This is a genomic window from Gammaproteobacteria bacterium, from assembly GCA_015709695.1.
Classification (GTDB): Bacteria; Pseudomonadota; Gammaproteobacteria; order Steroidobacterales.
Genome location: CP054183.1, coordinates 3,031,875 through 3,057,401, shown reverse-complemented (window position 1 = coordinate 3,057,401; position 25,527 = coordinate 3,031,875). Strand labels below are relative to the sequence as shown.

Here is a 25,527-nt window from a genome sequence, read left to right as displayed (position 1 = left end):
CGCCGTCAGGCCGTCCGCTTGCCGATCACGCGCAACCCCCGTTCGCCGTAGCCGCCGGCCTCGGTGCCGGGGGACTGCGCCTGCCGCGGCTCCGGCCCGCGTCCGGGGCGCACATCCACCACCCCGGGCGGCAGGCGGAAGCCCGCCACCGAGCGGCGCAGCTGTGCGGCCAGCTCGGCCAGCTTGCTGATGGATTCGCGGGTGTTGCTGGTGCCGGATGCGGTCTGCGAATTGATCTGCTGCAGGAGCTCGACGATGCGGATCACGGCTGCCGCCGCACCCGCCTGCTCGCGCGCCGAGTTGGAGATGTTCTGCACCAGGCTGGCGATCTGGCTGGACACCTGCTCGATCTCCTCGAGTGCGGCGCCGGCATTCTCCGCCAGCAGTGCGCCTCCCACCACGTCGGTGGTGCTGCGTTCCATGGAGACGATCGCCTCGTTGGTGTCGGCCTGGATGGTGCGCACCAGCACCTCGATCTGCTTGGTGGCATTGGCCGAGCGTTCCGCCAGGCGCTGCACCTCGTCGGCCACCACCGCGAAGCCGCGGCCAGCCTCGCCGGCCATCGAAGCCTGGATGGAGGCATTCAGCGCCAGGATGTTGGTCTGGTCGGCGATGTCGTTGATGAGCTCGACGATGTTGCCGATCTCCTGCGAGCTCTCGCCGAGTCGCTTGATGCGCTTGGAGGTGTCCTGGATGGTCTCACGGATGGCATTCATGCCCTCGATGGTGCGGCGCACCGCCTCGCCACCCTTGTGTGCCACATCCACCGAATGGCGCGCCACATCGGAAGAACGCTCGGCATCGCCGGAGACCTCCTCGATAGAGCCGACCATCCGGCCGATCGCCTGCGAAGCGGACTCCACCTGCTTGGACTGCGCCTCGCTGGCCTGGCCTAGCTGCGCGGCGGTGGTTTCCGCGCTGCGTGCCGCGCCATCGAGCAGAATGGCACTCTCGTTGATGGTGGTCACCAGCTCGCGCAGCGCCTCCACCGCATAGTTGATCGAGTCGGCGATGGCCCCGGTGATGTCCTCGGTCACCGTGGCCTGCACGGTCAGGTCGCCATCGGCGAGGCTCGACAGCTCGTCGAGCAGGCGCAGGATCGCCTGCTGGTTGCGGTCCGCCTGGTCCGTCGCCGGCTGCACCGGCCCGGCCGGCGGTGCCTGGAAGTAGACCCAGGTCATGGCCGCAAGGATCACCGCGGCAAGCACCAGCAGGCCGATCACCAGGACCTCGCGGGCCGGGGCTCCGCTGGAACCCGTGGCGGCGGCCGGTGCGCTCACCACGCGCAGGGCCACCTGGTCGAGCTGGCGAGAGGCCTGGGAGATGAGATCAAGCCGGTCACCCAGCGCACGGGCATCGCGCACCCGGGTGAATACCTTGTCGCGCGCGGCAGCGAGCCGGCCCAGCGTTTCGGTGGCCCGCGCCCCGCTCACCGCCTTGAGGTTGAGATCCGGGTCACCGCTCTGCAGGCCGAGGATGATCTGCGCCACGTCGATCTCGGTCTGGCCGAGCGCATTGGCAACATCCGTGGGCTTGGCGGGCCCGCTGACCAGCGCCCGGACCTGCGGCACGATGCCCTGCATGATGGTGCCTAGCCGCTGCAGCTGGGCGCCGGTGGCCGCCTGGCCGCCCGCGGCGAACTGCAGTTCCTCGGCTTCGCGGCGCACCGGCGGGATGAGCTTCTCCAGGTCCGCGACCACGGCATACGCCCCGAGTATTTCCGGCCGCCCCTTGCTGATGATGGCGGCACTGGCTCGCACCTGCCCCGCCAGCGGATCGGCATCGCCGCTGCCCGGGGCATCCATCCGTGCCACGGTACGCGCCAGCGCGTCGAAAGCCTGCGGCGAACCCCGCAAGGCCTCGCGCGCCTGCACCAGCGCTGCCTGGATGTCGGCATCGGCCCTTGCCCCGGCGCCCGAAGCGCCCGGTCCCTTGAACACCAGCGCCATGGTGCCCACCAGCGACAGGAACATGCACAGGGCGAGGATGACCAGATTCCGCGACCGGTTGCTGCTGTTGAACATGAGTTCTGCGTCCTCCAAACGGGGCGCGGCCAGCGCGCCACTCCTGTCGTCTTGTTATGCGTCGCCGGGCGCGACTGCCGCCCCGGCTAGTCCTCTGCAGCCCGCTGGAACTCGCGGCTTGCCAGCAGCTTCTCCACCCTCAGCACCGGCCAGACCTCGAGCCCGCGGCGAAAGGCGCCGTCCAGGTAACGGTCCGCCCGGATCGTCGTCTGCGGGAACTCGCCGACGCGCTCACGCTGCAGGAACCTGCGGAAACCGTACACCTCGTCCACCACCAGGCCCACCGGGAACTCGTTGCTGTTGGCCACCAGCACCCGCGCCGCACGCTCGCCCGTCACCGCGCCGGAACCGAGAAAGCCGCGCAGGTCGGCGATCGGCAGCAGGTGGCCGCGGACGTTCGCCAGGCCGCGAATCCAGGGCCGGGCCCCGGGCACACGGGTGAGCGCCGGCGGCAGCATCAGCACCTCGCGTACTTCCTCCCGCGCCACGACGAAGCGCTCGTTGCCGAGCCGCAGACCGATCCCCACCCACTCCTCGCCGCTGACATCATCGCCGGGACCGCCGGTGAGGGCCACCCGCGAACGCCGCTCGATCTCGCGCAGCAGCTCGAACGGATGTTCCCTCAGGGTCCGCAGCCCGGTGCCCGCCGACGTCGTCACGATGGCCGGATCACGACTTGATGTTGGCCCTTACCGCCGCCACCAGTTCGTCGTCCCCCACGGGTTTGGTGATGTAACTGACCGCGCCCTGGCGCAGTCCCCAGATCCGGTCCGTCTCCTGGTGCTTGGAGGTCACGATCACCACCGGGATGGAGGCCGTGGCCGGGTTCTTCGTCAGGTGCCGCGTGGCCTGGAAGCCGTTCATGCCGGGCATGACGATGTCCATCAGGATCACGTCCGGGTGCTCGCGCTCGGCCAGCGAGATCGCCTCCTCGCCTTCGCTGGCCACCAGCGTGTCGAAGCCATGGCGCTGCAGCGCCTGGGAGATCACGTGCTGATCGGTCGGCGAGTCATCAACGATGAGTACCAGCGTCATGGCTACGTCCTCCGGTGGGGCGCCTCAGCGCGACACATGGCCCCTGATGGCCCCCAGCAGCTCGTCCTTGGTGAATGGCTTCGTCAGGTAGTGCTCCGAGCCGACGATCCGGCCACGGGCCCGGTCGAACAGGCCATCCTTCGAGGACAGCATGATCACCGGCGTGTCCTTGAAGGTACGGTTGTGCTTGATCAGTGCGCAGGTCTGGTAGCCGTCGAGCCGGGGCATCATGATGTCCACGAAGATGATGTCGGGGCGGTGGTCGGCGATCTTGGCCAGCGCATCGAAGCCGTCCACCGCCGTGTATACCTGGCAGCCTTCCTTGGAGAGCAAGGTCTCGGCCGTGCGGCGGATGGTCTTGCTGTCGTCGATGACCAGGATCTTCAGCCCGTTGAGGTCGCCGGAACCTTCTGCAGCCACCGAGCCCTCCACGCGGGGAATCTGCTTTTGCCCTTTTAACATAACGGTTTAGGCTCATCCACGCTTGAAGCCGGCGCGATTCACGATCGCAGGCCGGCAGGCAGATACGACACATCCGGACGGGCATCCTGGACCTGTGCAACAGCGGCCCGATCCATGGCCGCAGGAACCCCGCGCACGCACCGTCCGGATCATAACGCCGCGCTGGTGATATTTCAGCAACCGTAGGGGAGAATTGCGTTTTTGCCGCCTGCGTCACAATTCGGGGCGAGGAGCTACTGCATTGGCCAGCACCGTTCGACTCGGGATCGTGATGGATCCCATCAGCGCCATCCATCCGGCCAAGGACAGCAGTCTCGCCATGCTGCTGGAGGCCCAGGCGCGCGGCATGGACCTGTTCTACTTTGAACAGAATGACCTGCGCATCCGCAACGGCAGCGCCCACGGCCGCGCCCGCCGCCTGCGGGTCCACGACCACAGGGAGCACTGGTTCGATTTCACGGGCCAGGAGGACGTCGCGCTGGGCAGCCTGGACGTCATCCTGATGCGCAAGGATCCGCCCTTCGACACCGAATACATCTACACCACCTACGTCCTGGAGCGCGCCGCGCAGCAGGGCGCCCTGGTGCTCAACCGTCCGGCGGCCCTGCGCGACATCAACGAGAAGGCCTTCACCGCCTGGTTTCCGCAGTGCTGCCCCGACACGCTGATCACCCGCTCCATGACCGAGATGCGCGCCTTCATGGCCGAGCACGAGGCGATCGTCGTCAAGCCGCTCCACGGCATGGGCGGACGCTCCATCTTCGTGGTGCGCCGGGGCGACCTCAACGCCAACGTCATCTTCGAGACCCTGACCGCGTACGAAACCCGCCACGCCATGGCCCAGCGCTACATCCCCGAGATCCGCCAGGGCGACAAGCGCATCCTGCTGGTCGACGGCGAGGCGCCGGCGCAGGTCCTGGCACGGGTGCCGGCCGCGGACGACAACCGCGGCAACCTGGTCATGGGCGCAGCCCCCGAGGTGCGGCCGCTGACCGAGAGGGACCGCTGGATCGTCGGTCAGGTGGGCCCGGTGCTGCGCGAGCGCGGCGTGCTCTTCGCCGGCATCGATGTCATCGGCGACTTCCTCACGGAGGTCAACGTCACGAGTCCCACGGGCATCCGTGAGCTGAAGAAGTACGGCCACGAGGATCTGGCCGCCAGGTTCCTCGATGTGGTGGAGGGACGGCTCGCTGCGCGCTGAAACCGCCGCCGCGGCCATCGCCCTGTTCTGCCTCGGCGGCTGCGGGGGCGAACCCCCGGTCGTGGAGCGGGTCATGCCCGTCTTCGGTACGGTGGTGAGGGTGGAGGTCGCGGACGCGGATGCGGCCACCAGCGACGCCGCCCTCGACCAGCTGCAGGCGCTGTACCGGCGCATCGACGTGGACTGGCGCGCCTTCGGCCCGGGCGAACTCGGCCGCGCCAACACGCGGCTGGCGGCCGGCGAAACGGTGTCGCTGTCGCCGGAACTGGCCCGCCTCGTCGCCCGCGGCCTCGACATCCGCGTGCGCTCCGGCGGCCTGTTCGACCCGCGGGTCGGCCCGCTGGTGCGGCTCTGGGGTTTCGACGATCTCGCGCACCGGACGCCCACCGCCGTGCCGGATGACGCCGCCATCGACACCACACGAGCCGTCGCACTTGGCGCGGCAGCATTGCACCTCGATGGCCTGCGGCTGAGCACCGCGGCACCGGTGACGCTCGATCTCGCCGGGGTCGCCAAGGGCAGCGCACTGGCGGCAGGCGCAGCGGTCCTGCGCGCGGCCGGCGTGGACCATGCGCTGATCGTCGCCGGCGGCGACGTGCTGGCGCTCGGCAGCCGCGGCCGCCGGCCGTGGCGCGTCGGGGTACGCGATCCGCTCGGCCCGGGAATCCTCGGCTACCTCGACCTGTCGGACGGCGAGGCGGCGGTGTCCTCGGGGACCTACGAGCGCTACCTCGAAGTCGATGGCCAGCGCTACCACCACATCATCGACCCGCGCACCGGGCGGCCGGCCCGGGGCGCCGCGGGCAGCACCGTCGTCGGCCGCGATCCGGAGCTGGCGAATGCTGCGGCGACCACGCTGCTGGTGGGCGGGCCCGACGCCTTCGATGACCTGACCCGGCGCCTGGACCTGGACTGTGCGCTGCTGGTCGCCGCGGACGGCCGCCGCCTGATGACACCCTGCATGCGGCGCCGCCTGCGGCCCTGAACCGGCAGCCACGCCCGAATCCGTGACGTAATGCCAACCGCCGCGGGCGACCCACGTATAATCAGGCCGTGCGCCGCGCGGGGCGCCCTGCCCCCTGCGGGAATCCCCTGGCTGTCGATCCACGGGTGCAACGGACGGTGATGCGAAGGCCCTCGAGCAGACCGCATGCGATCGCGCTGGACCCGGTCGGCGGGCCGTGGTCGCCCGCTGCCACCCGCGACCGCCTCTCCTCGACGCTGTTCCTGGCCGCCCTGCTGCACGGCGTGATCATCCTCGGCGTGACCTTCACCGCCGCCACGCCGGAGCGCAATCCCGCCGCGACCTCCCTCGACGTCGTCATCGTCACCCGCGACTACGCCAGGGCCGCGGCGCCGCGCAACCCATCCGCGCTGCTGGCCCAGCAGAACCTCGCAGGCCGGGGCAACGCGCCTCTCGATGCGCGCCTGCGGACCGCGGTCATGACCGATACCGGCGCGGCAGCGCCAGGACCTGACCAGGACGGCGAGATCGACGGCTCGCAGCGCAGCGGCAGCGAAGTCCCTGCCGAGCCGCGCATCGCGGCCACCCCGCGCGACCGGCCGTCGGTGCGCCCGGGCGAGACCGGCAGCTCGCGCCCGGCCCTGCAGCGCCAGTTGCAGTCGCCGGCCAGCGATGCCACCGACATCCTCGCCGAGCCGGACAGCGTGACGCGGATTCCCGACGCCAATCCCCGCGAGCTGCTGGTCAGCGCCAGCACCCGCGAAGCGCGCATCGCCAGCTACCTGAACAGCTGGAAGAACAAGGTGGAGCGCATCGGCACACTGAACTTCCCCGGCGCCTCCGAGCTCGCCCTGATCCGCAGCTACCCGGTGCTCGAGGTGGCCATCTCGGCCAACGGCGATCTCAAGGAGATCGTGGTGCGCAATTCCTCGGGCTATCCCAACCTCGACCAGGCAGCCATGCAGATCCTGCGCATCGCCGCGCCCTTCGAACCGTTCCCCAAGGTGCTGCGCGACGACTACGACGTGCTGCGCTTCGCCTACGAGTGGCATTTCGGCACGGATGCCGGCACCGGGCGCATCCGCGCCGTCCACGGAGGCTGAATGCCAGCCCCCGCAGGCAACGGACCCATGGGCGGGATCAGCTGGCTCACCGGCCACCTGCTCATCGCCATGCCGGCGATGGCCGACCCGAACTTCGTGCGCAGCGTCACCTACATCTGCGAGCACAACGACCAGGGTGCGCTCGGCATCGTCATCAACCGGCCGCTCGAGCTGGAGCTGGGGGAAGTCTTCCAGCAGCTCGCCCTGGACGGTGCGCCGGCGGCCGTGGCCGGCCAGCCGGTGCTGCGCGGTGGCCCGATGCAGGGCGAGCGCGGTTTCGTCCTGCACGAGCCGGCCGGGAAGTGGGACGCCACAGTGCAGGTGAGCGGGTTTGCCCACCTGACGACATCACAGGACATCCTCGCGGCCCTGGCCCGTGGCACCGGCCCGAAGCGGGCCATGATGGCGCTCGGCTACGCCGGCTGGGGAGCCGGGCAGCTCGAGATGGAGCTCGGCGCCAATGCCTGGCTGAGCGTGCCTGCCACCGCCACGCTGCTCTACGACACGCCCTTCGAGGCGCGCTGGGCGGCTGCTGCCGCCCTGCTCGGCATCAACCTCGCGACCATGAGCCCCGAGGCCGGCCACGCCTGATGCCGCCGCGCTCGCTTGCGCGCCGCCGGCAGGCTAGGCTCGCGCGATGGCAGACCGCGCGCTCGTCTTCGACTTCGGCACCCGCAGGATCGGCATCGCCTCGGCCAGCCGCCTGTCCGGGACGGTGACCGCGCTGGCCACCCTGCCTGCCCACGACGGCGTGCCGGAGTGGCAGGCGGTAGCTGCCCTGATCCGCGACTGGCAGCCGGAAATCCTCGTGGTGGGACTGCCCCGCAACACGGACGGCACGGATTCGGCCATGACGCAACGCTCGCGCGCCTTCGGCCAATGGCTTGCCGGGCGCAGCGGGCTGCAGGTCGAGGAGATCGACGAGCGCTACACCTCGACCGAAGCGGAAGCGGTGCTGCGCGAACAGCGCCGTGACGGCAGCCGCAAGCGCCGGGTACAGCCCGGCGACATCGACCTCATGGCCGCAAGGCTGATGGCCGAAACCTGGCTGCGCTCCTGAGGCCAGCAAACGGGGCGACAGGGCTGGCCCGCTCTGCGAAAATGCCGCCCGCATCCCGCCGCGCCGGACCCGCAGGAGCCATGGACCGCCCGCACCGCAACACGATCTTCCTGGAGGAAGCGCGCGTCCTCGCGCTGCAGGCCTTCCCGGCGCAGCAGTTCGTCCTGCGGCTGGAGGCCCCGCAGTGCGCGGCACGCGCCATGCCCGGCGCCTTCGTCCACCTGCAATGTGCCGCCGACATCCCCATGCGCCGGCCGCTGTCGATCCGGCGCAGCGATCCGCAGGCGGGCTGGATCGAGATCCTGTTCAAGGTCGTCGGCCCGGGCCTGCAGGCGCTCGCCGCCGCCGAACCCGGGGATCGCATCAGCACGCTCGGCCCCATCGGCCAGGGCTTTGCCCCGGATCGCCAGCGGCCGCTGGCGCTGCTGGTGGGTGGCGGCGTCGGCATACCGCCCCTGGAATTCCTGGCGATACGCCTCGCGGCCGGCTCCGGGCCGGCCTGGCGGCCGGTGGCCTTCTTCGGCTCCGAGGTGCCGTTCCCGTTCAAGGCCGGGCATGCGACCACGCCACTGCATGGCCTCGACCATCGTATCGACGCCTGCCAGCCCGATCTCGAAGCCCTCGGCGTGCCGTCACGCCTGGCCTCGCTGGCGGGATTCGCTGGCTGCTACCCGGGCTACGTCACGGCGCTGGCGGGTGAATGGCTTGCCAGCCTGCACGACGATGACCACGATCGCGTGGCGCTGTACGCCTGCGGGCCACAGCCGATGCTGCGGGCGGTGGCTGGCCTCGCCCGCGACTTCGGCCTGCCGGCCCAGCTCTGCCTGGAGGAGTACATGGCCTGCGGCGTCGGCGGCTGCGCCGGCTGCGCCGTGCCGGTGCAGACCGACACCGGGCCCGCGATGAAGCGGGTGTGCGTCGATGGTCCGGTTTTCGAGGCCTGCGCCGTCTACCCGGAACTGTTCCGCGGCGGTTGAACGGGCGCCGGCACGCAACACGCAACGTCTGGCCCGCGTTGCGCGGACCGTGCCGCCGGCTTCCTGCTTCAGCCGAAGTGGATCTTCGCCTCGAGGTTGGTGCGTGAATCGGCGCTGGCCAGCGCCTCCTCCATCGGCACCTTGCCTTCCTTGTAGAGCTTCAGCAGGGCGTCGTCGAAGGTCTGCATGCCCTGCTCGGACGAGCTCTGGAACGCCTCCTTCACCTTGGCGATATCGCCCACCTGGATCAGCTCGGCGATCCGCGGCGTGTTGAGCATCACTTCCACGGCGGCAACCCGCTCGCCCTTCGTGCCCCGCACCAGGCGCTGGGAGATGATGCCGCGCAGGTACTGCGAGAGGTCCATGAACACCTGGCCGTGCTGGTCCTCGGGGAACAGGTTGATGACGCGGTCGAGCGTCTCCGGGGCGTTGTTCGAGTGCAGCGTGGCAATGGCCAGGTGGCCGGTGCCGGCCAGGTCGATGGCGGCCTGCATGGTCTCGCGGTCGCGGATCTCGCCGATCAGCACCACGTCCGGTGCCTCGCGCATGGCGCTCTTCAGCGCCCTGCCATAGGACCTGGTGTCGGTGCCGATCTCGCGCTGGTTGACGATGGACTTCTTGTTCGCATGCAGGAACTCGATGGGGTCCTCGATGGTGATGATGTGCGAGGAGGTCTTCTCGTTGCGGTGGTCGATCATTGCCGCCAGCGTCGTCGACTTGCCGCAGCCGGTGGCTCCCACCATGAGCAGCAGGCCACGGCGGAACATCACCAGATCCTTGAGGATCGACGGCATGCAGAGCTGGTCCAGGTTGGGTATCGTCGAGGTGATGTAGCGCATCACCATGGCGACGTTGCCGCGCTGGTGGAAGACGTTGACGCGGAACCGGCCAAGCCCGGGCTTCGAGACTGCGAAGTCGATCTCCAGCTCGCGGGTGAACTCCTCGAGCTGCTGCTCGCTCATCAGCTCGATGGCCGCCTGACGGATCATCTTCGGCGTCAGCTCGAGCTTGTTCACCGGCATGATCTTGCCGTCGATCTTGATCTTCACCGGCGCATGGGGCGTGAGGAACAGGTCGGAGGCACGCTTCTCAACCATCAGGTTGAAAAGCGGCTGCACGTTCATGGTCGCCAGTTCGGTGATGTTGTCCGCCAAGATTGCTCTCCCGCCACGCGCCTACATGCGGACGATGCCGCGGTCGCTGCCCTCGTCCTCGGCCAGCGCCAGTCCTTCCGTATCGATGCCCTTGCGCTCGCGCTTGCTCTCCAGCTTGACGCGGAGGCGCAGCTCGTTCTTCGAGTCGGCGTTGCGCATGGCCTCCTCGTAGGAAATGACCCCGCGCTCGTAGAGGGCAAACAGATCCTGGTCGAAGGTCTGCATGCCCAGCCGGGTGGACTTGGCCATGATTTCCTTGATGCGTGCCACCTCGCCCTTGAAGATCAGGTCGGCGATCAGCGGCGAGTGCAGCATGATCTCCATGGCAGCGATGCGTCCCTTGCCGCTTTCCCGCGGGATCAGCCGCTGGGAAACCATGGCGCGGATGTTCAGCGACAGGTCCATGAGCAGCTGACCGCGCTTGTCCTCGGGGAAGAAGTTGATGATGCGGTCCAGCGCCTGGTTGGCGCTGTTGGCATGCAGGGTCGCCAGGCAGAGGTGGCCTGTCTCGGCGAACTGGATGGCGTACTCCATGGTATCCCGGTCGCGGATCTCGCCGATGAGGATCACGTCCGGGGCCTGCCGCAGCGTGTTCTTCAGTGCGGCGCCCCAGCTCTCGGTGTCGACGCCCACCTCGCGCTGAGTGACCACGCAGCGGCGATGCGGGTGCACGAATTCCACCGGATCCTCGATGGTGATGATGTGGCCGCGGGAGTTCTCGTTGCGGTGCCCGACCATGGCCGCCAGCGAAGTCGACTTGCCCGAGCCGGTTGCGCCGACGACGATGACCAGCCCGCGCTTGGTCATGACGATGTCCTTGAGCACCGGCGGCAGCTCCAGCTCCTCCAGCGTCGGGATCTTGCTGATGATGGTGCGCAGCACCGCGCCCACCTGGCCCTGCTGCACGAAGGCACTGACGCGGAAACGGCCGATGCCCTGCGGGCTGATGGCGAAATTGCACTCGCGGGTGGCGTCGAACTCCTTCGCCTGGCGGTCGTTCATGATGGAGCGCACGATGATGGCGCTGTCGTCGGCGGACAGCAGCTGGTCGCCGGCGCGGTGCACCTCGCCGTTGACCTTGATGGCCGGCGGAAATCCCGCGGTGATGAACAGGTCGGAGCCCTTGGCATCCACCAGCTTTCGCAGCAGCCCCTGCATCAGCTTCGTTGCCTGATCGCGTTCCATGTCGTTCTCCCGAGACGGCGCCCAGGGCGTCGCCTAGAACTGGTCCTTGTTCGCGGCCTTGAAGCGGGCCTCTTCCTTGCTGACGACGCCCTTCGCCAGCAGCTCCTGCAGGTTCTGGTCCAGCGTCTGCATGCCGGAGGCCTGGCCGGTCTGGATGGCGGAGTACATCTGGGCGATCTTGCCTTCGCGGATCAGGTTCCTGATCGCAGGCGTGCCGATCATGATCTCGTGGGCGGCGATGCGGCCGCCGCCGATCTTCTTCAGCAGCGACTGCGAGATGACCGCCCGCAGGGACTCGGACAGCATGGTGCGGATCATCTCCTTCTCGGTCGCGGGAAAGACGTCGACGATGCGGTCCACGGTCTTGGCCGCGGAGCTGGTATGCAGCGTGCCGAACACCAGGTGGCCGGTCTCCGAGGCGGTCATCGCCAGGCGGATGGTTTCCAGGTCGCGCATCTCGCCCACCAGGATCACGTCCGGGTCCTCGCGCAGCGCCGAGCGCAGCGCCTCGGAGAAGCCCAGCGTGTCCTTGTGCACCTCGCGCTGGTTGATCAGCGACTTCTTGCTCTCGTGCACGAACTCGATGGGGTCCTCGATGGTGATGATGTGATCGGGCTTGTTGGTGTTGACGTAGTCGATCATCGCCGCCAGCGTCGTCGACTTGCCGGAGCCTGTCGGTCCGGTGACCAGCACCAGGCCGCGGGGATACATGGCGATGTCGCGGAAGATCGCCGGCGCCTTCAGGTCCTCCAGCGTGCGGATCTGCGACGGGATGGTGCGGAACACCGCGCCCGCGCCACGGGTCTGGTTGAAGGCGTTGACACGGAAGCGGGCGAGCTTGGGCACTTCGAAGGAGAAGTCGGTCTCGAGGAACTCCTCGTAGTCCTTGCGCTGCTTGTCGCTCATGATGTCGTATATCATGCTGTGCACTTCCTTGTGCGACAGCGGCGGCATGTTGATCCGCTTGACGTCGCCATCGACGCGGATCATCGGTGGCACGCCTGCCGACAGGTGCAGGTCGGACGCGTTGTTTTTTACAGAGAAAGCGAGCAACTGCGCGATGTCGACAGCCATTTTCGTCCCCAGCTCAATCCCTTGCCCCGATCCGCGTCGGAATCCGGACTTGCCATAAGTCCGGCGCGCCAGTGTCGCAGAGTATAGGCAGCGACCCAATGGCGGCCGTGACGGCAATCACGGAAAGACTCGTGGCCCTGCGCGCCCGCGTGACGCAGTCCTGCCTGCGTGCCGGACGTGACCCGGCAGGCATCCGCATCGTCGCGGTCTGCAAGACGCACCCGCCCGCCGCCATCCGCGCCGCCCAGGCTGCAGGTCTGACGGATTTTGGCGAGAACTACGTGCAGGAAGCCATGGCCAAGATCACGCAATTGCCAACTGGCCTGCGCTGGCACTTCATCGGCGCGTTGCAGGCCAACAAGACACGGGCCGTGGCCGGGCACTTCGACTGGGTACAGACGCTGGCGAGTGCCCAGGTGGCACAGCGACTCTCCGACCAGCGCCCGCTCCATGGCGGGGCGCTGCAGGTCTGCCTGCAGGTCCAGCCGGTGCCGGCCGGCACCCGGGGCGGGGTGCCAGCCGGCCAGCTGCAGGCCCTTGCCGCACAGGTCGCCGGCCTGCCCCGCCTGAAGCTGCGCGGCCTCATGTTCATGCCGCAGGCCGGGCTGGACGAGCCGGGGCTGCGCGCCGAGTTCCGGCGCGTGCGCGGGCTGTTCGAGGCGCTGCGTGCCGCCGGCCACGACCTCGACACGCTGTCGATGGGGATGTCGGATGACCTCGAAATGGCCATCGCCGAAGGCAGTACGATGTTGCGGGTGGGGACGGCGCTGTTCGGCGCCCGTCCGGCCGCCGCGCCCCGCGCGCGGTGTTCCGACGATTCCGGCAGGGGTGGCAGCAGTGACGATCCGGGACCTTGATATCGGCTTCATCGGCGGCGGCAACATGGCGCAGGCCATCATCGGCGGCCTGCTGCGCGCCGGGCAGCCGGCCACGGCACTCGCGGTGGCCGAGCCCGACGCTGCGCGGCGCAGCCAGCTGGCGCGGCTGACCACGGGCATGAAGGTGGGCACGGCAAACGCCGCGGTGGCAGCCACGGCCAGTGTGCTGGTGCTGGCGGTCAAGCCGCAGGTCATGCCGGCCGTGCTGGCGGACCTCGCCGGCCAGCGGCGGGCGCCAGGCCAGCTGGTGCTGTCGGTGGCCGCGGGCGTGCCGATCGCCACCCTCGCCGGCGCCCTGGGCGCGGACACGCCGATCGTGCGGATCATGCCCAACCAACCGGCGCTGGTCGGTGCGGGCATGTCGGTGCTGGTGGCCGGGGCAGCGGCCACGGCCAGCCATCGGGCGCTGGCGCTGGAACTGGCACAGACCACGGGACGCGCGCTGTGGCTGGAGGACGAATCGCTGATGGATGCGGTCACGGCCGTGTCCGGCAGTGGCCCGGCCTACTTCTATCTGCTCATGGAACTGATGGAGGACGGAGCCATCCGCCTCGGCCTGCCACCGGACATCGCACGGACCCTGGTGCGCCAGACCGCCCTGGGCGCCGCGCGCAGCGCCGCCGACGAGTCGCAGCACCTGGCCGGCCTGCGCGCGGCCGTCACCTCGCCCGGCGGCACCACGGCAGCGGCCCTGGCCGTCATGGAACAGGCCGGTCTTGGCGATACGGTGCGCCGGGCGCTGGCCGCGGCCCGCGACCGCGGCGCCGAACTCGGACGTGGCGCCCGCTGAGGGCTGGCGGCAGCAACGGAGAATCCCTCATGCAGGATGCCTTCACCTTCGTCATCTCGGCCCTCCTCGACCTGTACGTGATCGCACTGGTGCTGCGGCTGGTCCTCGGGCTGCAGCGTGCGGATGCGCGCAACCCGCTGGCGCAGGCGATCCTCCGGGTCACCGACCCGCTGGTCCTGCCCGCGCGCCGCTTCATCCCCGCGGCCGGCCGGCTCGACACCGCGACACTGGTGGCCGTGCTGCTGGTGCAAGTGCTGGGGACCGGGCTGCTCGCATCCATCGCCTGCGTCGGCCACAACAGCCCCGGGCAGATCATGGCACTCGGGCTGCTGCGGCTGGTGCACCTGGTGCTGCGCACCTACAGCCTGCTCACCCTGGTGTACGTGATCACCAGCTGGATCAGCCAGGGCGGCTACAACCCGGCCATGGCCATGCTCGCGGCCATAGTCGAGCCGGTGCTGGCGCCCTTCCGCCGCTTCATTCCGTCGCTGGGCGGACTCGACCTGTCGCCGATATTCGCGCTGCTTGCCATCGAATTCGTCAACCGCCTGGTGCCAAGCGGCTTCGGTGCGGCAGGCATGGTGTGCATGCCGTTCTGAAGGGCATGCCGTGGGCGAAAATTTTGCTGTCCGGCCGTTTTGCCGGTGGTTTATGATCGTTGCAGGCCAGCTGCAGGTACCGCCATGTCCACGAGCATCCGCACCGTCTGCATGACCCTTGCTGTCCTGGGCCTGATGTCCGGCTGCGGCGGGCCCGGTCCCGGCAGTGCACCACCGGCGGGTTCTCCGCCAACCGCGGCAGAGCCGGCCGGCGCGGCATCGAAGGACTTCGGTGACTACGTCGTGCACTTCTCGGCGCTGTCCACCGACCAGCTCACCCCGGAGGTCGCCAGAACCTACGGCATCACCCGCAGCAGGAATCGCGCACTGCTGAACGTCTCGGTGCTGAAGAAGGCCGAGGGCACGCTCGGCAAGCCGGTCGCAGCCAGGGTCACGGCACTGGTTGCCAACGACACTGGCCAGGTGAAGGACTCGGCGGTACGCGAGATCCGCGAAGGCGAGGCGGTGTACTACATCGCCGACTATGCGGTGAGCAACGGCGAGACCCTGGTGTTCAACGTCGAGGTGGTCCCCGAGGGCGCGACCGCCGCGCTGCCACTGCGCTTCACGCAGACCTTCTACGGCGAGTGAGGCCCCGGGCCCGCGCTCAGTCGCCGCCGCCAGCGGCCGGCTGCAGCTGCTGCGCCTCGTGCTTCAGCCGCAGCACATCGCCTCGCGACACATAGAGCAGTTCCGCCAGCTTGCCGATGAGGTAGTCCTCGTACTTGTCCAGGCGCTGGTCCGCCAGCGCCACCAGCCAGAGCATGCGGATCACGTCGCACTTGGCGCGGTAGTCCAGCGCCTCATGCAGCGGTCGCGTGAACTCGTAGAGCGAGACTGACGCCTCGACGGCGCTGCGTGCCCGCTGCACCAGGGCATGGGCGGCGTCAGGATCCAGATCCAGATGCTTCGCCAGCAGTGCGCCGAGCCGCTCGAGTTCGGCGGGCTTCACCTCGTTGTCGGCCCGCGCCGCCTCCACCAGCAATGCCGCCATGGCGAGCGGTACCTGGTCCGGGTCGGCTGCGGGGCCAGGTGTCTGTGACAGTTGGCGCAGCAGCGCTTTCAGGCTGGCGATCACGCCGGCTGCACCTGCAGGTGGTCGGTGAGCACCCGGCGCAGCTCCGTCAGGTGGCCATGAAAGAAGTGGTCCACACCCGGGAGCACGACCAGCGCCGGCGCCGGCACCAGCGAGTCGACCCAGGCGACCACCTCGCCACAGGGCACCACACCGTCGGCCTCTCCCTGCACCACCAGCCAGGGGACCGAGGGATGCCGGCCAGCCAGCAGCCGGCGCGTGCGCTCCACGGGTGGCGCGATGGTCACCAGCCGTGCGGGCCGCGCCTGCACGGCGGCGGCGCAGGCCACCATGGCGCCGAAGGAAAAGCCCGCCAGCAGCAACTCGCTGCCGGCGAAGCGCTCGCGCATCCAGGCGCAGGCGGCGAGCGCATCGTCCACCTCTCCGCTGCCGTCAGCATGGCGGCCCTCGCTGGCACCCACACCACGGAAGTTGAAGCGCAGCGCCGGCACGCCCAGATCGAGCATCGCCCGCGAGACGGTGTGGACCACCTTGTTCAGCATCGTCCCCTGGTGCAACGGGTGCGGATGGCAGATGACGGCCACGCGCCCTGCCGGCGCGATGTCCGGCTGTTCCAGCAACGCCTCGAGGCTGCCGGCGGGGCCGGGGATCGTCAGCGCATCCCGGGACGGCGCGTGGTGGTGAACCATCCGCGGATTATAGGGGCCGCCGCCGGCGATCAGCGCACGCTGGCGACCGCATCCAGCTGCACCTGCGGTGTGATGTAGCCGTCCTGGGGCGGCTCGGCCGCAGCAAGGGCCGTGGACAAATACTTCTTGTTGGAGTCCGGCAGGATCGTCACCACGACGGCATCGGGCCCCATCTCCTCCACCAGCTTGATGGCGCCGATGAGGTTGGCGCCCGAGGAAATGCCGAGGCCGAGGCCGAGCCGGTGGCAGGTGGCCTGCGACATGAGGATGGCATCGCCATCCCAGACGTCCACCACGGGGTCGAGCTCCGCGAGGTTGACGATCGAGGGGATGAACTCGTCACTGATGCCCTGGATGCGGTGCGAGCCGACCTTCTTGCCCGTGCGCAGCGTCGGCGAATTGGCGGGTTCCAGGGCATGCACGCGCACCGGACGCCCCTTGCGGCGCAGGTAGCGGCCCACCCCCATGACGGTGCCTCCGGTGCCGACGCCCGCGACGAAGGCGTCGGCCTGCACGCCGAACCGGGCGAGCTGCGCCTCGATCTCGGGGCCGGTCATGACCTCGTGGGCCTCCACGTTGTCGGGGTTGTCGAACTGGCGCGGCAGGAAGGAATTCGGGTTCTCTGCGGCGAACTCGCGCGTCAGCTGCACGGAGCCGAGGAAGCCACCCTGCGCCTTCGATACCGGCACCACCTCGGCGCCGAGGTTATGCATCAGCAGCACGCGCTCGTGGCTCATCCAGTCAGGCATGTAGATGCGCACGCGATGGCCCAGGGCACGGCCGATGGCCGAGAACGAGATGCCGGTGTTGCCGCTGGTGGCCTCGACGATGACGTCACCCGGCTTGAGCTCGCCGCGCTCGGCGGCACGGCCGAGGATGTGCAGCGCCATGCGGTCCTTGACGCTGCCGGTCATGTTCATGCTCTCGTATTTCGCGAACACGCGGCGTCGCTGGCCATTGAAGCGATAGCTGATCTGCAGCAGCGGCGTCTGGCCCACCAGCGCCGCGAGTGATTCGACGTAATGCATGCGTCCTGGAACCGGTTGTCGTTGCGGGTAAACGCCGGGCAGTTTAACCGCGTCCGGCCGGGCCGGCATTGCGGGATTCCCGGACGGCACCGCCGTCCGGGGCTGCAGCGGCATCAGGCAACCCGCTCCGCGGCAGGTGTCGCCGACGCCAGGGCGGCGAGCGCCTCGCGGCGGGCAGACTCGCCGAGGCGCGCCAGGACCCTGTCGAGGCCGGCTACCAGGGCGCGAACCGAGGCGGTGACGATGTTCGCATCGATGCCCGCGCCGAAGGTGCTGCCGGCAACGCCCTGCAGCGCCAGCTCGACGATCGCCAGGGCCCGGGAATCGGCACCCTGGTTCAGCGAGCGTTCCTCGTAGGCCTGCACCTTGACCGGCACGCCGAGCGCGGCGATGACGGCGTCGATCGGGCCATTGCCCGTCCCCTCCAGCACCCGCTGCACGCCGTCCACGGCCACCGTGAGGCGTACGCCCTGGCGGTTGCCGCGCTCGAACAGGTGATGCTCGACGTAGCGTACCGACTGCATGCACTCGAGGTACTCGGCGGAGAACAGGCGCCAGATCTCCTCCGCGGAAACCTCGGAGCCGGTCTTCTCGGCGAGCTTCTGCACGGCACCGCTGAACTCCACCTGCATCCGCCGCGGCATGACCACCCCGCGCGAGGCCTCGAGCAGGTAGGCAACGCCGCCCTTGCCCGACTGGCTGTTGACCCGCACCAGCGAGTCATAGGTGCGCCCGAGATCCGCCGGGTCGATGGGCAGGTAGGGCACGTCCCAGGCGGCATCGGCGCGCTGCGCGGCCATGCCCTTGCGGATGGCGTCCTGGTGGGAACCGGAGAAGGCGGTGAATACCAGGTCACCCACGTAGGGATGGCGCGGATGCACCGGCAGCTGCGTGCAGGCCTCGTAGGTGCGCGCGATGCCGTTGATGTCGGACAGGTCCAGGCCCGGATCGACGCCCTGCGTCAGCAGGTTGAGCGCCAGCGTCACGAGGTCCACGTTGCCGGTGCGCTCGCCATTGCCGAAGAGGCAGCCCTCCACCCGCTCGGCTCCCGCCATGACGGCGAGTTCCGCGGCCGCCACCGCGCAGCCGCGGTCGTTGTGCGGATGCACGCTGATGACCACGGCCTCGCGCCGCGCGACGTTGCGGTGCATCCATTCCACCTGGTCGGCGTAGACATTGGGCGTGGCCACCTCCACGGTGGCCGGCAGGTTGAGGATCACCTTGCGCTGCGCCGTCGCGCCCCAGGCGTCGACCACGGCATCGCAGATGTCGCGCGAGAATTCCAGCTCGGTGGCCGAGAAGGTCTCGGGACTGTACTCGAGGACCCATTCCGTCCCGGGCTGCTCCGCGCAAAGCTCGCGGATGAGCCGCACGCTGGACACGGCCATATCCACCACCTCCGCCCGGCTCATGCCGAAGACGGTCTCGCGGAACAGCGGCGAGGTCGCGGTGTAGACGTGGACGATGGCGCGGCGCGCACCGCGCAGCGATTCGATGCTGCGGCGGATGAGCGGCTCACGGGCCTGGGTCAGCACGCCGATGCTGACGTCGGCGGGTATGTGGCCGCCCTCGATCAGGGTGCGGACGAAATCGAACTCGGTCTGCGAGGCCGACGGGAAGCCGACCTCGATTTCCCTGAAGCCGATGTCGCAGAGCATGCGGAACATGCGCAGCTTGCGCTCCGCGCCCATGGGCTCGAACAGCGCCTGGTTGCCGTCGCGCAGGTCGGTGCTGAGCCAGGCCGGCGCATGCCGGATGACCTGGCCCGGCCAGCGGCGGTCCGGGAGGTCGACGGGAGGGAACGGGCGGTAGCGGCTGGCGGCAGGCATGGCTGGTACTCCCCGGGCATCCCCGGATGACGGATGCCGATACCTTAGCCGCGCACCAGGGGCGCCGGATTGCAAAATCAGGGCCTGGAACCGGGTGTTTTGGCAGTGAATTGCGCTATTATCGCCATGGACGGCATATTCCACCAATCTGCCCGAAACCGGAGGCTGCCCCATGCAACTCGACCGCTACGACCGGCAGATCCTGGAGGCGCTCCAGCAGAATTCCGCCCTGAGCAACCAGGAACTGGCAGACCGCATCGGCCTGTCGCCATCGCCCTGCCTGCGCCGGGTACGTGCCCTGGAGGCCAGCGGCATCATCACCGGCTACCGCGCGCTGCTCGACGCCCGCAGCCTCGGGCTCGCCCTGACCGCCCTGGTGCACATCGCCATGGACCGCCACACCCCGGACCGCTTCACGCACTTCGAGAAGCAGGTGTCGCGACTCCCCGAAGTCCTCGAGTGCCTGCTGATCACCGGCCAGGACGCCGACTACCAGCTCAAGGTGCTGGTCACCGACATGGATGCCTACCAGTCCCTGCTGCTCGACAAGATCACCCGGATCGAAGGCGTCACCGGCGTGCATTCGAGCTTCGTGCTGCGCACGGTCCTGGACCGGACTGCCCTGCCCTTGCCGGCCGCGCGGCCGTGATACCCTCGCCGGCATGAGGACGCAAGCGCCATGAGCGATCACGCGCATCACCCGGCCGCCGATGTGCGGCACGGCCACGGACATGACCATGACCATGACCATGACCATGACCATGCTCATGCTCATGATCATGAGCATGAGCATGAGCACGGGCACGGCCATCACCACCACCCGCCTCCGGAGCAGATGACCCGCGCCTTCGCCATCGGCATCGCGCTCAACATCCTTTTCGTGGTGGTGGAGTTTGTCTTCGGTCTGGTGGCCGACTCCCTGGCCCTGATCGCCGATGCCGGCCACAACCTGAGCGATGTCCTCAGCCTGGTGCTGGCCTGGGGTGCGATGCGGCTGGCCAGGCGCGATGCAACCCCGCGTCACACCTATGGCTTCCGCCGCGGCACCATCCTTTCCTCGCTGGTGAGTTCGATCCTGCTGCTGGTGGCCATGGGGGCGATCGGCTGGGAGGCCTTGCTGCGACTGCAGGCGCCGGCGCCAGTGGCAGGCAACATCATGATCGCGGTGGCCGCGGCGGGCGTGGTCATCAATGGCGTGACCGCCTGGCTGTTCGCCGCCGGACGCCATCACGACATCAACATCCGCGCGGCCTTCCTGCACATGGCGGGCGATGCCGGGGTATCGCTGGGCGTGGCGCTGGGCGGTGTCGGCGTGCTGCTGGCCGGCTGGCAGTGGCTCGACCCGGTCATCAGCCTGCTCATCGTCGGCATCATCGTCTGGAGCACCTGGGGGGTGCTCACCGAGGCATTGGAAATGGCCTTCGATGCCGTGCCGCGCAGTGTCGACCCCCACGAGGTCCGCAGCTACCTCGAGGGCCTGCCGGGCGTCACCAGCATCCACGACCTGCACATCTGGGCCATGAGCACCACGGAGACGGCGCTGACGGCGCACCTGGTGATGCCCCGCGGCCCGGAGGACGACCACTTCCTCCGTGATATCGCCGGCACCCTCGCGCAGCGCTTCCACATCGCCCACACCACGCTGCAGGTGGAGCACGGCAGCGGGCCAGCCTGCGACCAGAGTTGCTAGCCGCGCTCCGGCTCAGGCCGTGAGCAGGCGGTTGAGCCGCCGCAGGAAGTCACCCGGATCAGCCAGCGCCCGGCCCTCGGCCAGCGTGGCCTGGTCGAGCAGCACGCGGGCGATATCGGCGAACCGCCCGGCATCCTGCTCGGCGGCCAGGCGCAACACCAGCGGATGGCCGGGATTGACCTCCAGCACCGGCCGGGACTGCGGCACGCTCTGGCCCGATGCCTCGAGGATGCGCCGCATCTGCGGGCTCATGTCCCGGTCGCCCATGGCGAGACAGGCCGGGGAATCGGTGAGCCGGTCGCTGACGCGCACGCCAGCCAGCTCGTCGCCGAACAACTCCTTCAGACGTTCGACCAGGGCGGCGTGCTCACCGACGGCCTGCGCCTGCTTGTCGCCGCCGCCGACGTCCTCGAGGTCGAGTTCGCCGCGGCGCACGTCGCGGAACTCCATGCCTTCGAACTCGCCGAGGTGCCCGGTCACCCACTCGTCGATGGGATCGGCCAGCAGCAGCACCTCGATGCCCTTCTTGCGGAAGATCTCCAGCTGCGGGCTGCTGCGCGCCGCGGCCAGGCTGTCCGCGGTCACGTACCAGACGTGCTTCTGGCCGTCGAGCTTGCCGGCCACGTAGTCGCCGAGGCTGCGATCGGGTTCGTCGCCGGCGCTGCGCGTGCTGGTGAAGCGCAGCAGCCCGGCGATGCGCCCGGCGTTGCCCGGATCCTCCGCCGGGCCTTCCTTGAGCACCCGGCCGAATTCCTTCCAGAAGCCCCGGTACTTTTCCGGCTCCTCGGTCGCCAGCTTGTCGAGCATGTCCAGCACGCGACGTGTCAGCCCGCTGCGGATCGCCTCGACCTCCGGGTCCTGCTGCAGCATCTCGCGTGACACGTTCAGGGACAGCCCGTCGGCGTCCACCACGCCGCGCATGAAACGCAGGTACACCGGCAGGAACTGCGCGGCATCGTCGAGGATGAACACGCGCCGCACGTAGAGCTTCAGGCCGCGGGGCTTCTCGCGGTTCCACAGGTCGAAGGGCGCCCGGGCCGGAACATAGAGCAGGCTGGTGTAGACCCGCTTGCCTTCCACGCGGTTGTGGCTCCAGGCGAGCGGCGCCGTGAAATCGTGGGCAATATGCCGGTAGAACTCCTGGTACTCGTCGTCGGTGATCCCGCCCTTTGGCCGGGTCCACAGTGCCTTGGCGGCGTTGACAGCCTCCTCCGTGGCCTCCTCGCCCGAAGCGCCGGCCTTGTGCATCAGCACCGGGAAGGCGATATGGTCCGAATACTTGCGGATCAGTGCACGCAGCCGGAACTCGTCGGCGAACTCCCGGGCGTCCTCGCGCAGGTGAAGTGTCACGCGGGTGCCGCGGGGCGCATCGGCCACCGGCTCGATGCTGAACTCGCCATCCCCCGAGGATTCCCAGCGCACGCCCGCATCGGCGGGCAGGCCGGCACGGCGGCTGATTACCTCGACCCGGTCCGCCACGGTGAAGGCGGAGTAGAAGCCGACACCGAACTGGCCGATGAGGTTCATGTCCTGGCGCTCGTCGCCGCTGAGGCGGCCGATGAATTCGGCGGTGCCGGACCTGGCGATGGTGCCGAGCTGCTCGATGACGTCCTCGCGGGACATGCCGATGCCGTTGTCGGTGATGGACAGGGTGCCAGCCTCCGCGTCACAGGCGATGTGGATACCGAGCACCGCATCCTCCGCCAGATACCCGGGATGGGCGATGGCCTCGAACCGCAGCTTGTCGGCCGCATCGGAGGCATTGGAGATCAGCTCGCGGAGGAAGATCTCGCGATTGCTGTAGAGGGAGTGGATCATCAGGTGAAGCAGCTGCTTCACCTCGGCCTGGAAGCCATGGGTCTCGCGTGCGGTCATCGGTTGTCCTTCGTGGCGGCAGGCTGCGGCGTTCGCCGCGACGCTGGCCCTGCCTAGGTGAGGGTCACGGTGCCGGATTTCAAGGCGCTGCCGGCAGCCTAGACGTAGTCGAGCGGCAGTTCGGTGGTGGACTTGATGCACTCCAGGGCAAAGCTCGCACTGACGTCGCTCAGGCCACCGACGCCGATCAGCTGCTTGTAAACGCGGTCGTAGGCACCGATGTCCGGTATCGCCAGCCGCAGCAGGTAGTCCACGTCACCGCTCATGCGGTGGAACTCCACCACTTCCGGGATGGCGCGCACCCGCGTGGCGAACAGCTCGAACCACTCGGCATCGTGGCGGCTGGTCTTCAGGGTCACGAACACCGTGGTGCCGACGTTGAGCTTCGCGGGGTCGAGGATGGCCACCCGGCGGCGGATGAAACCCGCCACCTCCAGGGCGCGGATCCGGCGCCAGCAGGGACCGGGGGAGAGGTGCACCTGCTCGGCGATGGCGGCCACGGCGAGCCCGGCGTCACGCTGCAGGAGGGCAAGGATTTCCCGGTCTTTCTTGTCCATAAATTCTTTTCCCCAGTTTGGGCAAGATTGCGCAATATCATTTCTCTGAGTGGGGATTGCAATCGAAATTTTGAGCGGAAAATGCCCGATAGCTCGGGATACCGTTCCCCTCCATGAGAACACTGCGCGCCCTGTTCACCGACCACCCGGCCTCCGTGGGCGAGACCTACCTCCAGCATCTGCTCCAGGCGCTGGGCTTCGCGCTGCGCATGCTCGCCGGCGGCCTGGCCTGTCTGATCCACGCCTTCCTGCCCTTCCTGTTCGTCCGGACCGGCAGCCAGACCATCACCGGGCTGCACCAGCGCATGGTCCTCAACCGCGACCGCCGCCTGGCCGTCCCGGCGGCCCATGGCCCGGAACGCCCGCTCGGCAGCCTCTCGCCGCCGGTCAACCCCGCCAGCTGAACATGCCTGGCATCGTCACCCGGGGCTCGCGTGCCGCGGCCGTGCCCGGCCTTGCCGGTGCCTTTGCCCTGGCGATCCTCGCCCACTACGCCTCGGGATGGCTCGGCACGGCGCTGTTCCAGCTCGGCAAGAGTCCGGTCAGCCCGGTAATGCTTGCCGTCCTCACCGGCGTCTGCGTGCGCTCGTTCATCGGCGTGGCGCCGCGCATGGAACACGGCGTGGCGGTGGCATCCAGCGCCATCCTGCGCATCGGCCTGGCCCTGGTGGGCCTGCGCCTGACGCTGGCCGGCATCGGTGAACTCGGCCTGCGCGCCCTGCCGGTCGTGGCCGGCTGCCTGGCCACGGCCTGGCTGCTGATTCCCCGCCTCGCCAGGGCCTGGGGGCTGCGGGGACCGCTGGTGACCCTGCTGACCGTGGGCACCAGCATCTGCGGCTGCACGGCGGTGATGGCCGTCGCACCGTCCATCCGCGCCCGCGCGGAAGACACCGGCTACGCGGTCACGATCATCGTCATCGTCGGGCTGGTCGGCATGCTGGCCTACCCGGCGCTCGGCCACTGGCTGTTCGGCGCCAACCCGGAGGTGGCCGGCATCTTCCTCGGCTCCTCCATCCATGACACCTCGCAGGTCATCGGCGCGGCCCTGCTCTACAGCGGCCAGTACTCCGCACCGGTTGCCCTCGATGCCGCGACGGTCACCAAGCTGCTGCGCAACCTGACGCTGGTGGTCGTGGTGCCGGCGCTGGCGACGATGGCCGCCACGGCGGACGGGAGCCGACCCGCGGGCGGGCTGGCCGGCATCCGCCGCCTGGTGCCCGGTTTCGTGCTGGCCTTCGTGGCTTTCGCCGCCTTGCGTACCCTGGGCGACGCCTTCGCCGGCCTGCGGCCGGGATTCGCCGCGGGCATCTGGACCCCCGCGCTGGCGCTGGCCAACCAGGCCTCCGAGCTGCTGCTGACGGTGGGCATGGCCGCCGTCGGGCTGACCGTGGACGTGGGCCAGTTGCGCAGCGTCGGCTGGCGACCGCTGGCGGCCGGAGTGACCGCAGCCGTGATGATGGTCGCCGTCAGTGCCGGCCTGACGGCAGCGCTGCTGACGTAAAAGCAGGCGCCAGTTCGCCTGCTGCCGGGAACCCCCGTCCGTTCAGAACGGCACGAGGCGCCAGGCGATGGCACCGAGCACGAGGCAGGATGCCAGCGAGGCAGCCCGCAACCAGGTGCCCCAGTGGCCCGCCCAGGCCAGGCGCAGCACGCCGCCCAGGCAATCCAGCTGGTCAAGCAGGCGCAGCGCCCGCTCCGGGTGCCATGCCATCGTGGCCAGCTTCAGCGCTTGCGGGCCGAAGGCACGACCGACAGCCGCGGCTTCGGCGGCGTCCCGGGCGAATCGCCGGGCCCGGGCTGCAGCTCACCGCTGGCCAGCCGCTCGCGCACGCCCTGCAGGGCGCGCTCCACCCAGGCCCGGCGGCTGCGGGTCTCGGGGTTCCTGATGCTGAAGTCCCTGGTCTGTTCCCTGTCCGACATGTACTTGGTCTGTGATCAGCAGGCTGCCTGGCCGGCTTCTTGTTTCGTTGGGCGACGGGGCTGGCGCGGCCTCGCTGCTGTCGAGGAGACGGCTGCCTACTCGTCCTGCTTCCAGTCCCGGCGGACCTTCTCCGACCAGTTCCGATAGCCCTTCCACGTGTACAGCGCCGGGTCCACCACGGAACGGCGCTTGTCCGGCGCCTGCACGCGGTTGAGCCAGCGGCGATAGGAATCCCAGCCACCCATGTCCTTGCCCTCCTGGCTGACGAGGCTGCGGACGCGGCCGCTGCGCAGGGTCGATTCGTAGCCGGGCTTGCTGGCACCGCTGTCGGCGATCTCAGGGTCGGCGCCGGGGGAGAGACTGTTGTTCTTGTAATGACTCATGGCGGTTGTCCCC

General features: G+C 69.1%; 30 protein-coding genes. 14 read left to right on the top strand and 16 right to left on the bottom strand.

The window, feature by feature from the left end; translation table 11 throughout:
- Positions 1-5: 5 nt before the first annotated feature.
- The 4 genes from HRU81_14165 to HRU81_14150 all read right to left on the bottom strand — a co-directional run bounded on the left by HRU81_14165 (position 6) and on the right by HRU81_14150 (position 3,521).
- Positions 6-2,024, bottom strand: a complete 2,019-nt coding sequence (locus HRU81_14165) for a methyl-accepting chemotaxis protein (GenBank protein QOJ33179.1) — start codon at positions 2,022-2,024, stop codon at positions 6-8.
- An 86-nt stretch (positions 2,025-2,110) separates the two neighbouring features.
- A complete protein-coding gene (locus HRU81_14160; protein ID QOJ33178.1) occupies positions 2,111-2,683 on the bottom strand; it encodes a purine-binding chemotaxis protein CheW in 573 nt (190 codons plus the stop codon).
- 10 nt (positions 2,684-2,693) lie between these two features.
- Positions 2,694-3,059, bottom strand: coding sequence for a response regulator (locus tag HRU81_14155; protein QOJ33177.1), 366 nt, complete (start codon positions 3,057-3,059; stop codon positions 2,694-2,696).
- A 24-nt stretch (positions 3,060-3,083) separates the two neighbouring features.
- Complete coding sequence (locus HRU81_14150) at positions 3,084-3,521, bottom strand: response regulator (protein QOJ33176.1); 438 nt, start codon at positions 3,519-3,521, stop codon at positions 3,084-3,086.
- A 271-nt stretch (positions 3,522-3,792) separates the two neighbouring features.
- On the opposite strand from HRU81_14150, the gene gshB reads away from it, so the two are divergent.
- The 6 genes from gshB (at position 3,793) to HRU81_14120 (ending at position 8,826) form a co-directional block, all read left to right on the top strand.
- A complete protein-coding gene (gene gshB, locus HRU81_14145) occupies positions 3,793-4,722 on the top strand; it encodes a glutathione synthase (GenBank protein ID QOJ33175.1) in 930 nt (309 codons plus the stop codon).
- Complete coding sequence (locus tag HRU81_14140; protein QOJ33174.1) at positions 4,691-5,707, top strand: FAD:protein FMN transferase; 1,017 nt, start codon at positions 4,691-4,693, stop codon at positions 5,705-5,707. The genes gshB and HRU81_14140 overlap by 32 nt, the downstream gene beginning before the upstream one ends.
- 140 nt (positions 5,708-5,847) lie before the next feature.
- Entirely contained in the window at positions 5,848-6,789 is a 942-nt protein-coding gene (locus HRU81_14135) for a TonB family protein (GenBank protein QOJ33173.1), read from the top strand.
- A gap of 27 nt (positions 6,790-6,816) precedes the next feature.
- Entirely contained in the window at positions 6,817-7,380 is a 564-nt protein-coding gene (locus tag HRU81_14130; GenBank protein QOJ33419.1) for a YqgE/AlgH family protein, read from the top strand.
- A 46-nt stretch (positions 7,381-7,426) separates the two neighbouring features.
- Positions 7,427-7,849 (top strand): Holliday junction resolvase RuvX, encoded by a 423-nt coding sequence (gene ruvX, locus HRU81_14125; protein QOJ33172.1) that lies wholly within the window; start codon positions 7,427-7,429, stop codon positions 7,847-7,849.
- An 80-nt stretch (positions 7,850-7,929) separates the two neighbouring features.
- Positions 7,930-8,826, top strand: a complete 897-nt coding sequence (locus tag HRU81_14120; GenBank protein ID QOJ33171.1) for a dihydroorotate dehydrogenase electron transfer subunit — start codon at positions 7,930-7,932, stop codon at positions 8,824-8,826.
- 68 nt (positions 8,827-8,894) lie between these two features.
- Here HRU81_14120 and HRU81_14115 read toward each other — a convergent pair whose 3' ends face one another.
- The 3 genes from HRU81_14115 to HRU81_14105 are packed head-to-tail and all read right to left on the bottom strand — an operon-like array spanning position 8,895 to position 12,239.
- Positions 8,895-9,950: a PilT/PilU family type 4a pilus ATPase gene (locus HRU81_14115; protein QOJ33418.1), complete on the bottom strand. Its 1,056-nt coding sequence runs from the start codon at positions 9,948-9,950 to the stop codon at positions 8,895-8,897.
- 51 nt (positions 9,951-10,001) lie between these two features.
- The gene (locus HRU81_14110; GenBank protein ID QOJ33170.1) at positions 10,002-11,165 is read right to left on the bottom strand and encodes a PilT/PilU family type 4a pilus ATPase; all 1,164 of its coding nucleotides are present in this window, start codon (positions 11,163-11,165) and stop codon (positions 10,002-10,004) included.
- Between the two features lie 33 nt (positions 11,166-11,198).
- A complete protein-coding gene (locus tag HRU81_14105) occupies positions 11,199-12,239 on the bottom strand; it encodes a type IV pilus twitching motility protein PilT (protein QOJ33169.1) in 1,041 nt (346 codons plus the stop codon).
- 98 nt (positions 12,240-12,337) lie between these two features.
- Between HRU81_14105 and HRU81_14100 the strand changes: the two genes are divergently transcribed.
- From HRU81_14100 to HRU81_14085, 4 genes are all read left to right on the top strand, one after another.
- Positions 12,338-13,096, top strand: a complete 759-nt coding sequence (locus HRU81_14100) for a YggS family pyridoxal phosphate-dependent enzyme (GenBank protein ID QOJ33168.1) — start codon at positions 12,338-12,340, stop codon at positions 13,094-13,096.
- A complete protein-coding gene (locus tag HRU81_14095) occupies positions 13,077-13,907 on the top strand; it encodes a pyrroline-5-carboxylate reductase (GenBank protein QOJ30620.1) in 831 nt (276 codons plus the stop codon). Before HRU81_14100 ends, HRU81_14095 begins: the two co-directional genes overlap by 20 nt.
- Positions 13,908-13,936: 29 nt before the next feature.
- On the top strand, positions 13,937-14,506 hold the full coding sequence (locus HRU81_14090) for a YggT family protein (GenBank protein ID QOJ33167.1): 570 nt from the start codon (positions 13,937-13,939) through the stop codon (positions 14,504-14,506).
- Positions 14,507-14,590: 84 nt separating this feature from the next.
- On the top strand, positions 14,591-15,097 hold the full coding sequence (locus HRU81_14085; GenBank protein QOJ33166.1) for a DUF4426 domain-containing protein: 507 nt from the start codon (positions 14,591-14,593) through the stop codon (positions 15,095-15,097).
- A gap of 16 nt (positions 15,098-15,113) precedes the next feature.
- On the opposite strand, the gene HRU81_14080 is transcribed toward HRU81_14085, so the two are convergent.
- From HRU81_14080 to leuA, 4 genes are all read right to left on the bottom strand, one after another.
- Positions 15,114-15,584 carry a TerB family tellurite resistance protein gene (locus HRU81_14080; GenBank protein ID QOJ33165.1) on the bottom strand — a complete coding sequence of 157 codons (471 nt, stop codon included), beginning with the start codon at positions 15,582-15,584 and terminating at the stop codon, positions 15,114-15,116.
- A complete protein-coding gene (locus HRU81_14075; protein ID QOJ33164.1) occupies positions 15,581-16,231 on the bottom strand; it encodes an alpha/beta hydrolase in 651 nt (216 codons plus the stop codon). The genes HRU81_14080 and HRU81_14075 overlap by 4 nt, the downstream gene beginning before the upstream one ends.
- A gap of 29 nt (positions 16,232-16,260) precedes the next feature.
- Positions 16,261-17,259, bottom strand: coding sequence for a cysteine synthase family protein (locus HRU81_14070; GenBank protein ID QOJ33163.1), 999 nt, complete (start codon positions 17,257-17,259; stop codon positions 16,261-16,263).
- A 113-nt stretch (positions 17,260-17,372) separates the two neighbouring features.
- A complete protein-coding gene (gene leuA / locus HRU81_14065) occupies positions 17,373-19,262 on the bottom strand; it encodes a 2-isopropylmalate synthase (GenBank protein ID QOJ33162.1) in 1,890 nt (629 codons plus the stop codon).
- Between leuA and HRU81_14060 the strand changes: the two genes are divergently transcribed.
- Both HRU81_14060 and HRU81_14055 read left to right on the top strand, forming a co-directional pair.
- A complete protein-coding gene (locus HRU81_14060; protein ID QOJ33161.1) occupies positions 19,261-19,737 on the top strand; it encodes an Lrp/AsnC family transcriptional regulator in 477 nt (158 codons plus the stop codon). The genes leuA and HRU81_14060 overlap by 2 nt on opposite strands.
- Positions 19,738-19,767: 30 nt before the next feature.
- Positions 19,768-20,778 carry a cation transporter gene (locus tag HRU81_14055; GenBank protein ID QOJ33160.1) on the top strand — a complete coding sequence of 337 codons (1,011 nt, stop codon included), beginning with the start codon at positions 19,768-19,770 and terminating at the stop codon, positions 20,776-20,778.
- 12 nt (positions 20,779-20,790) lie between these two features.
- Here the strand turns inward: HRU81_14055 and htpG are convergent, their stop codons facing one another.
- Both htpG and HRU81_14045 read right to left on the bottom strand, forming a co-directional pair.
- Positions 20,791-22,653, bottom strand: a complete 1,863-nt coding sequence (gene htpG / locus HRU81_14050) for a molecular chaperone HtpG (GenBank protein ID QOJ33159.1) — start codon at positions 22,651-22,653, stop codon at positions 20,791-20,793.
- A 98-nt stretch (positions 22,654-22,751) separates the two neighbouring features.
- A complete protein-coding gene (locus HRU81_14045; GenBank protein QOJ33158.1) occupies positions 22,752-23,210 on the bottom strand; it encodes an Lrp/AsnC family transcriptional regulator in 459 nt (152 codons plus the stop codon).
- 113 nt (positions 23,211-23,323) lie between these two features.
- Between HRU81_14045 and HRU81_14040 the strand changes: the two genes are divergently transcribed.
- Together HRU81_14040 and HRU81_14035 are read left to right on the top strand one after the other, a co-directional pair.
- Complete coding sequence (locus HRU81_14040; GenBank protein ID QOJ33157.1) at positions 23,324-23,614, top strand: hypothetical protein; 291 nt, start codon at positions 23,324-23,326, stop codon at positions 23,612-23,614.
- Between the two features lie 2 nt (positions 23,615-23,616).
- Positions 23,617-24,711, top strand: a complete 1,095-nt coding sequence (locus HRU81_14035) for a putative sulfate exporter family transporter (protein QOJ33156.1) — start codon at positions 23,617-23,619, stop codon at positions 24,709-24,711.
- Positions 24,712-24,753: 42 nt separating this feature from the next.
- Here HRU81_14035 and HRU81_14030 read toward each other — a convergent pair whose 3' ends face one another.
- From HRU81_14030 to HRU81_14020, 3 genes are all read right to left on the bottom strand, one after another.
- Positions 24,754-24,921: a hypothetical protein gene (locus HRU81_14030; GenBank protein ID QOJ33155.1), complete on the bottom strand. Its 168-nt coding sequence runs from the start codon at positions 24,919-24,921 to the stop codon at positions 24,754-24,756.
- An 11-nt stretch (positions 24,922-24,932) separates the two neighbouring features.
- Positions 24,933-25,130, bottom strand: coding sequence for a hypothetical protein (locus tag HRU81_14025; protein ID QOJ33154.1), 198 nt, complete (start codon positions 25,128-25,130; stop codon positions 24,933-24,935).
- A gap of 96 nt (positions 25,131-25,226) precedes the next feature.
- Entirely contained in the window at positions 25,227-25,514 is a 288-nt protein-coding gene (locus HRU81_14020; GenBank protein ID QOJ33153.1) for a hypothetical protein, read from the bottom strand.
- Between the last annotated feature and the right edge of the window lie 13 nt (positions 25,515-25,527).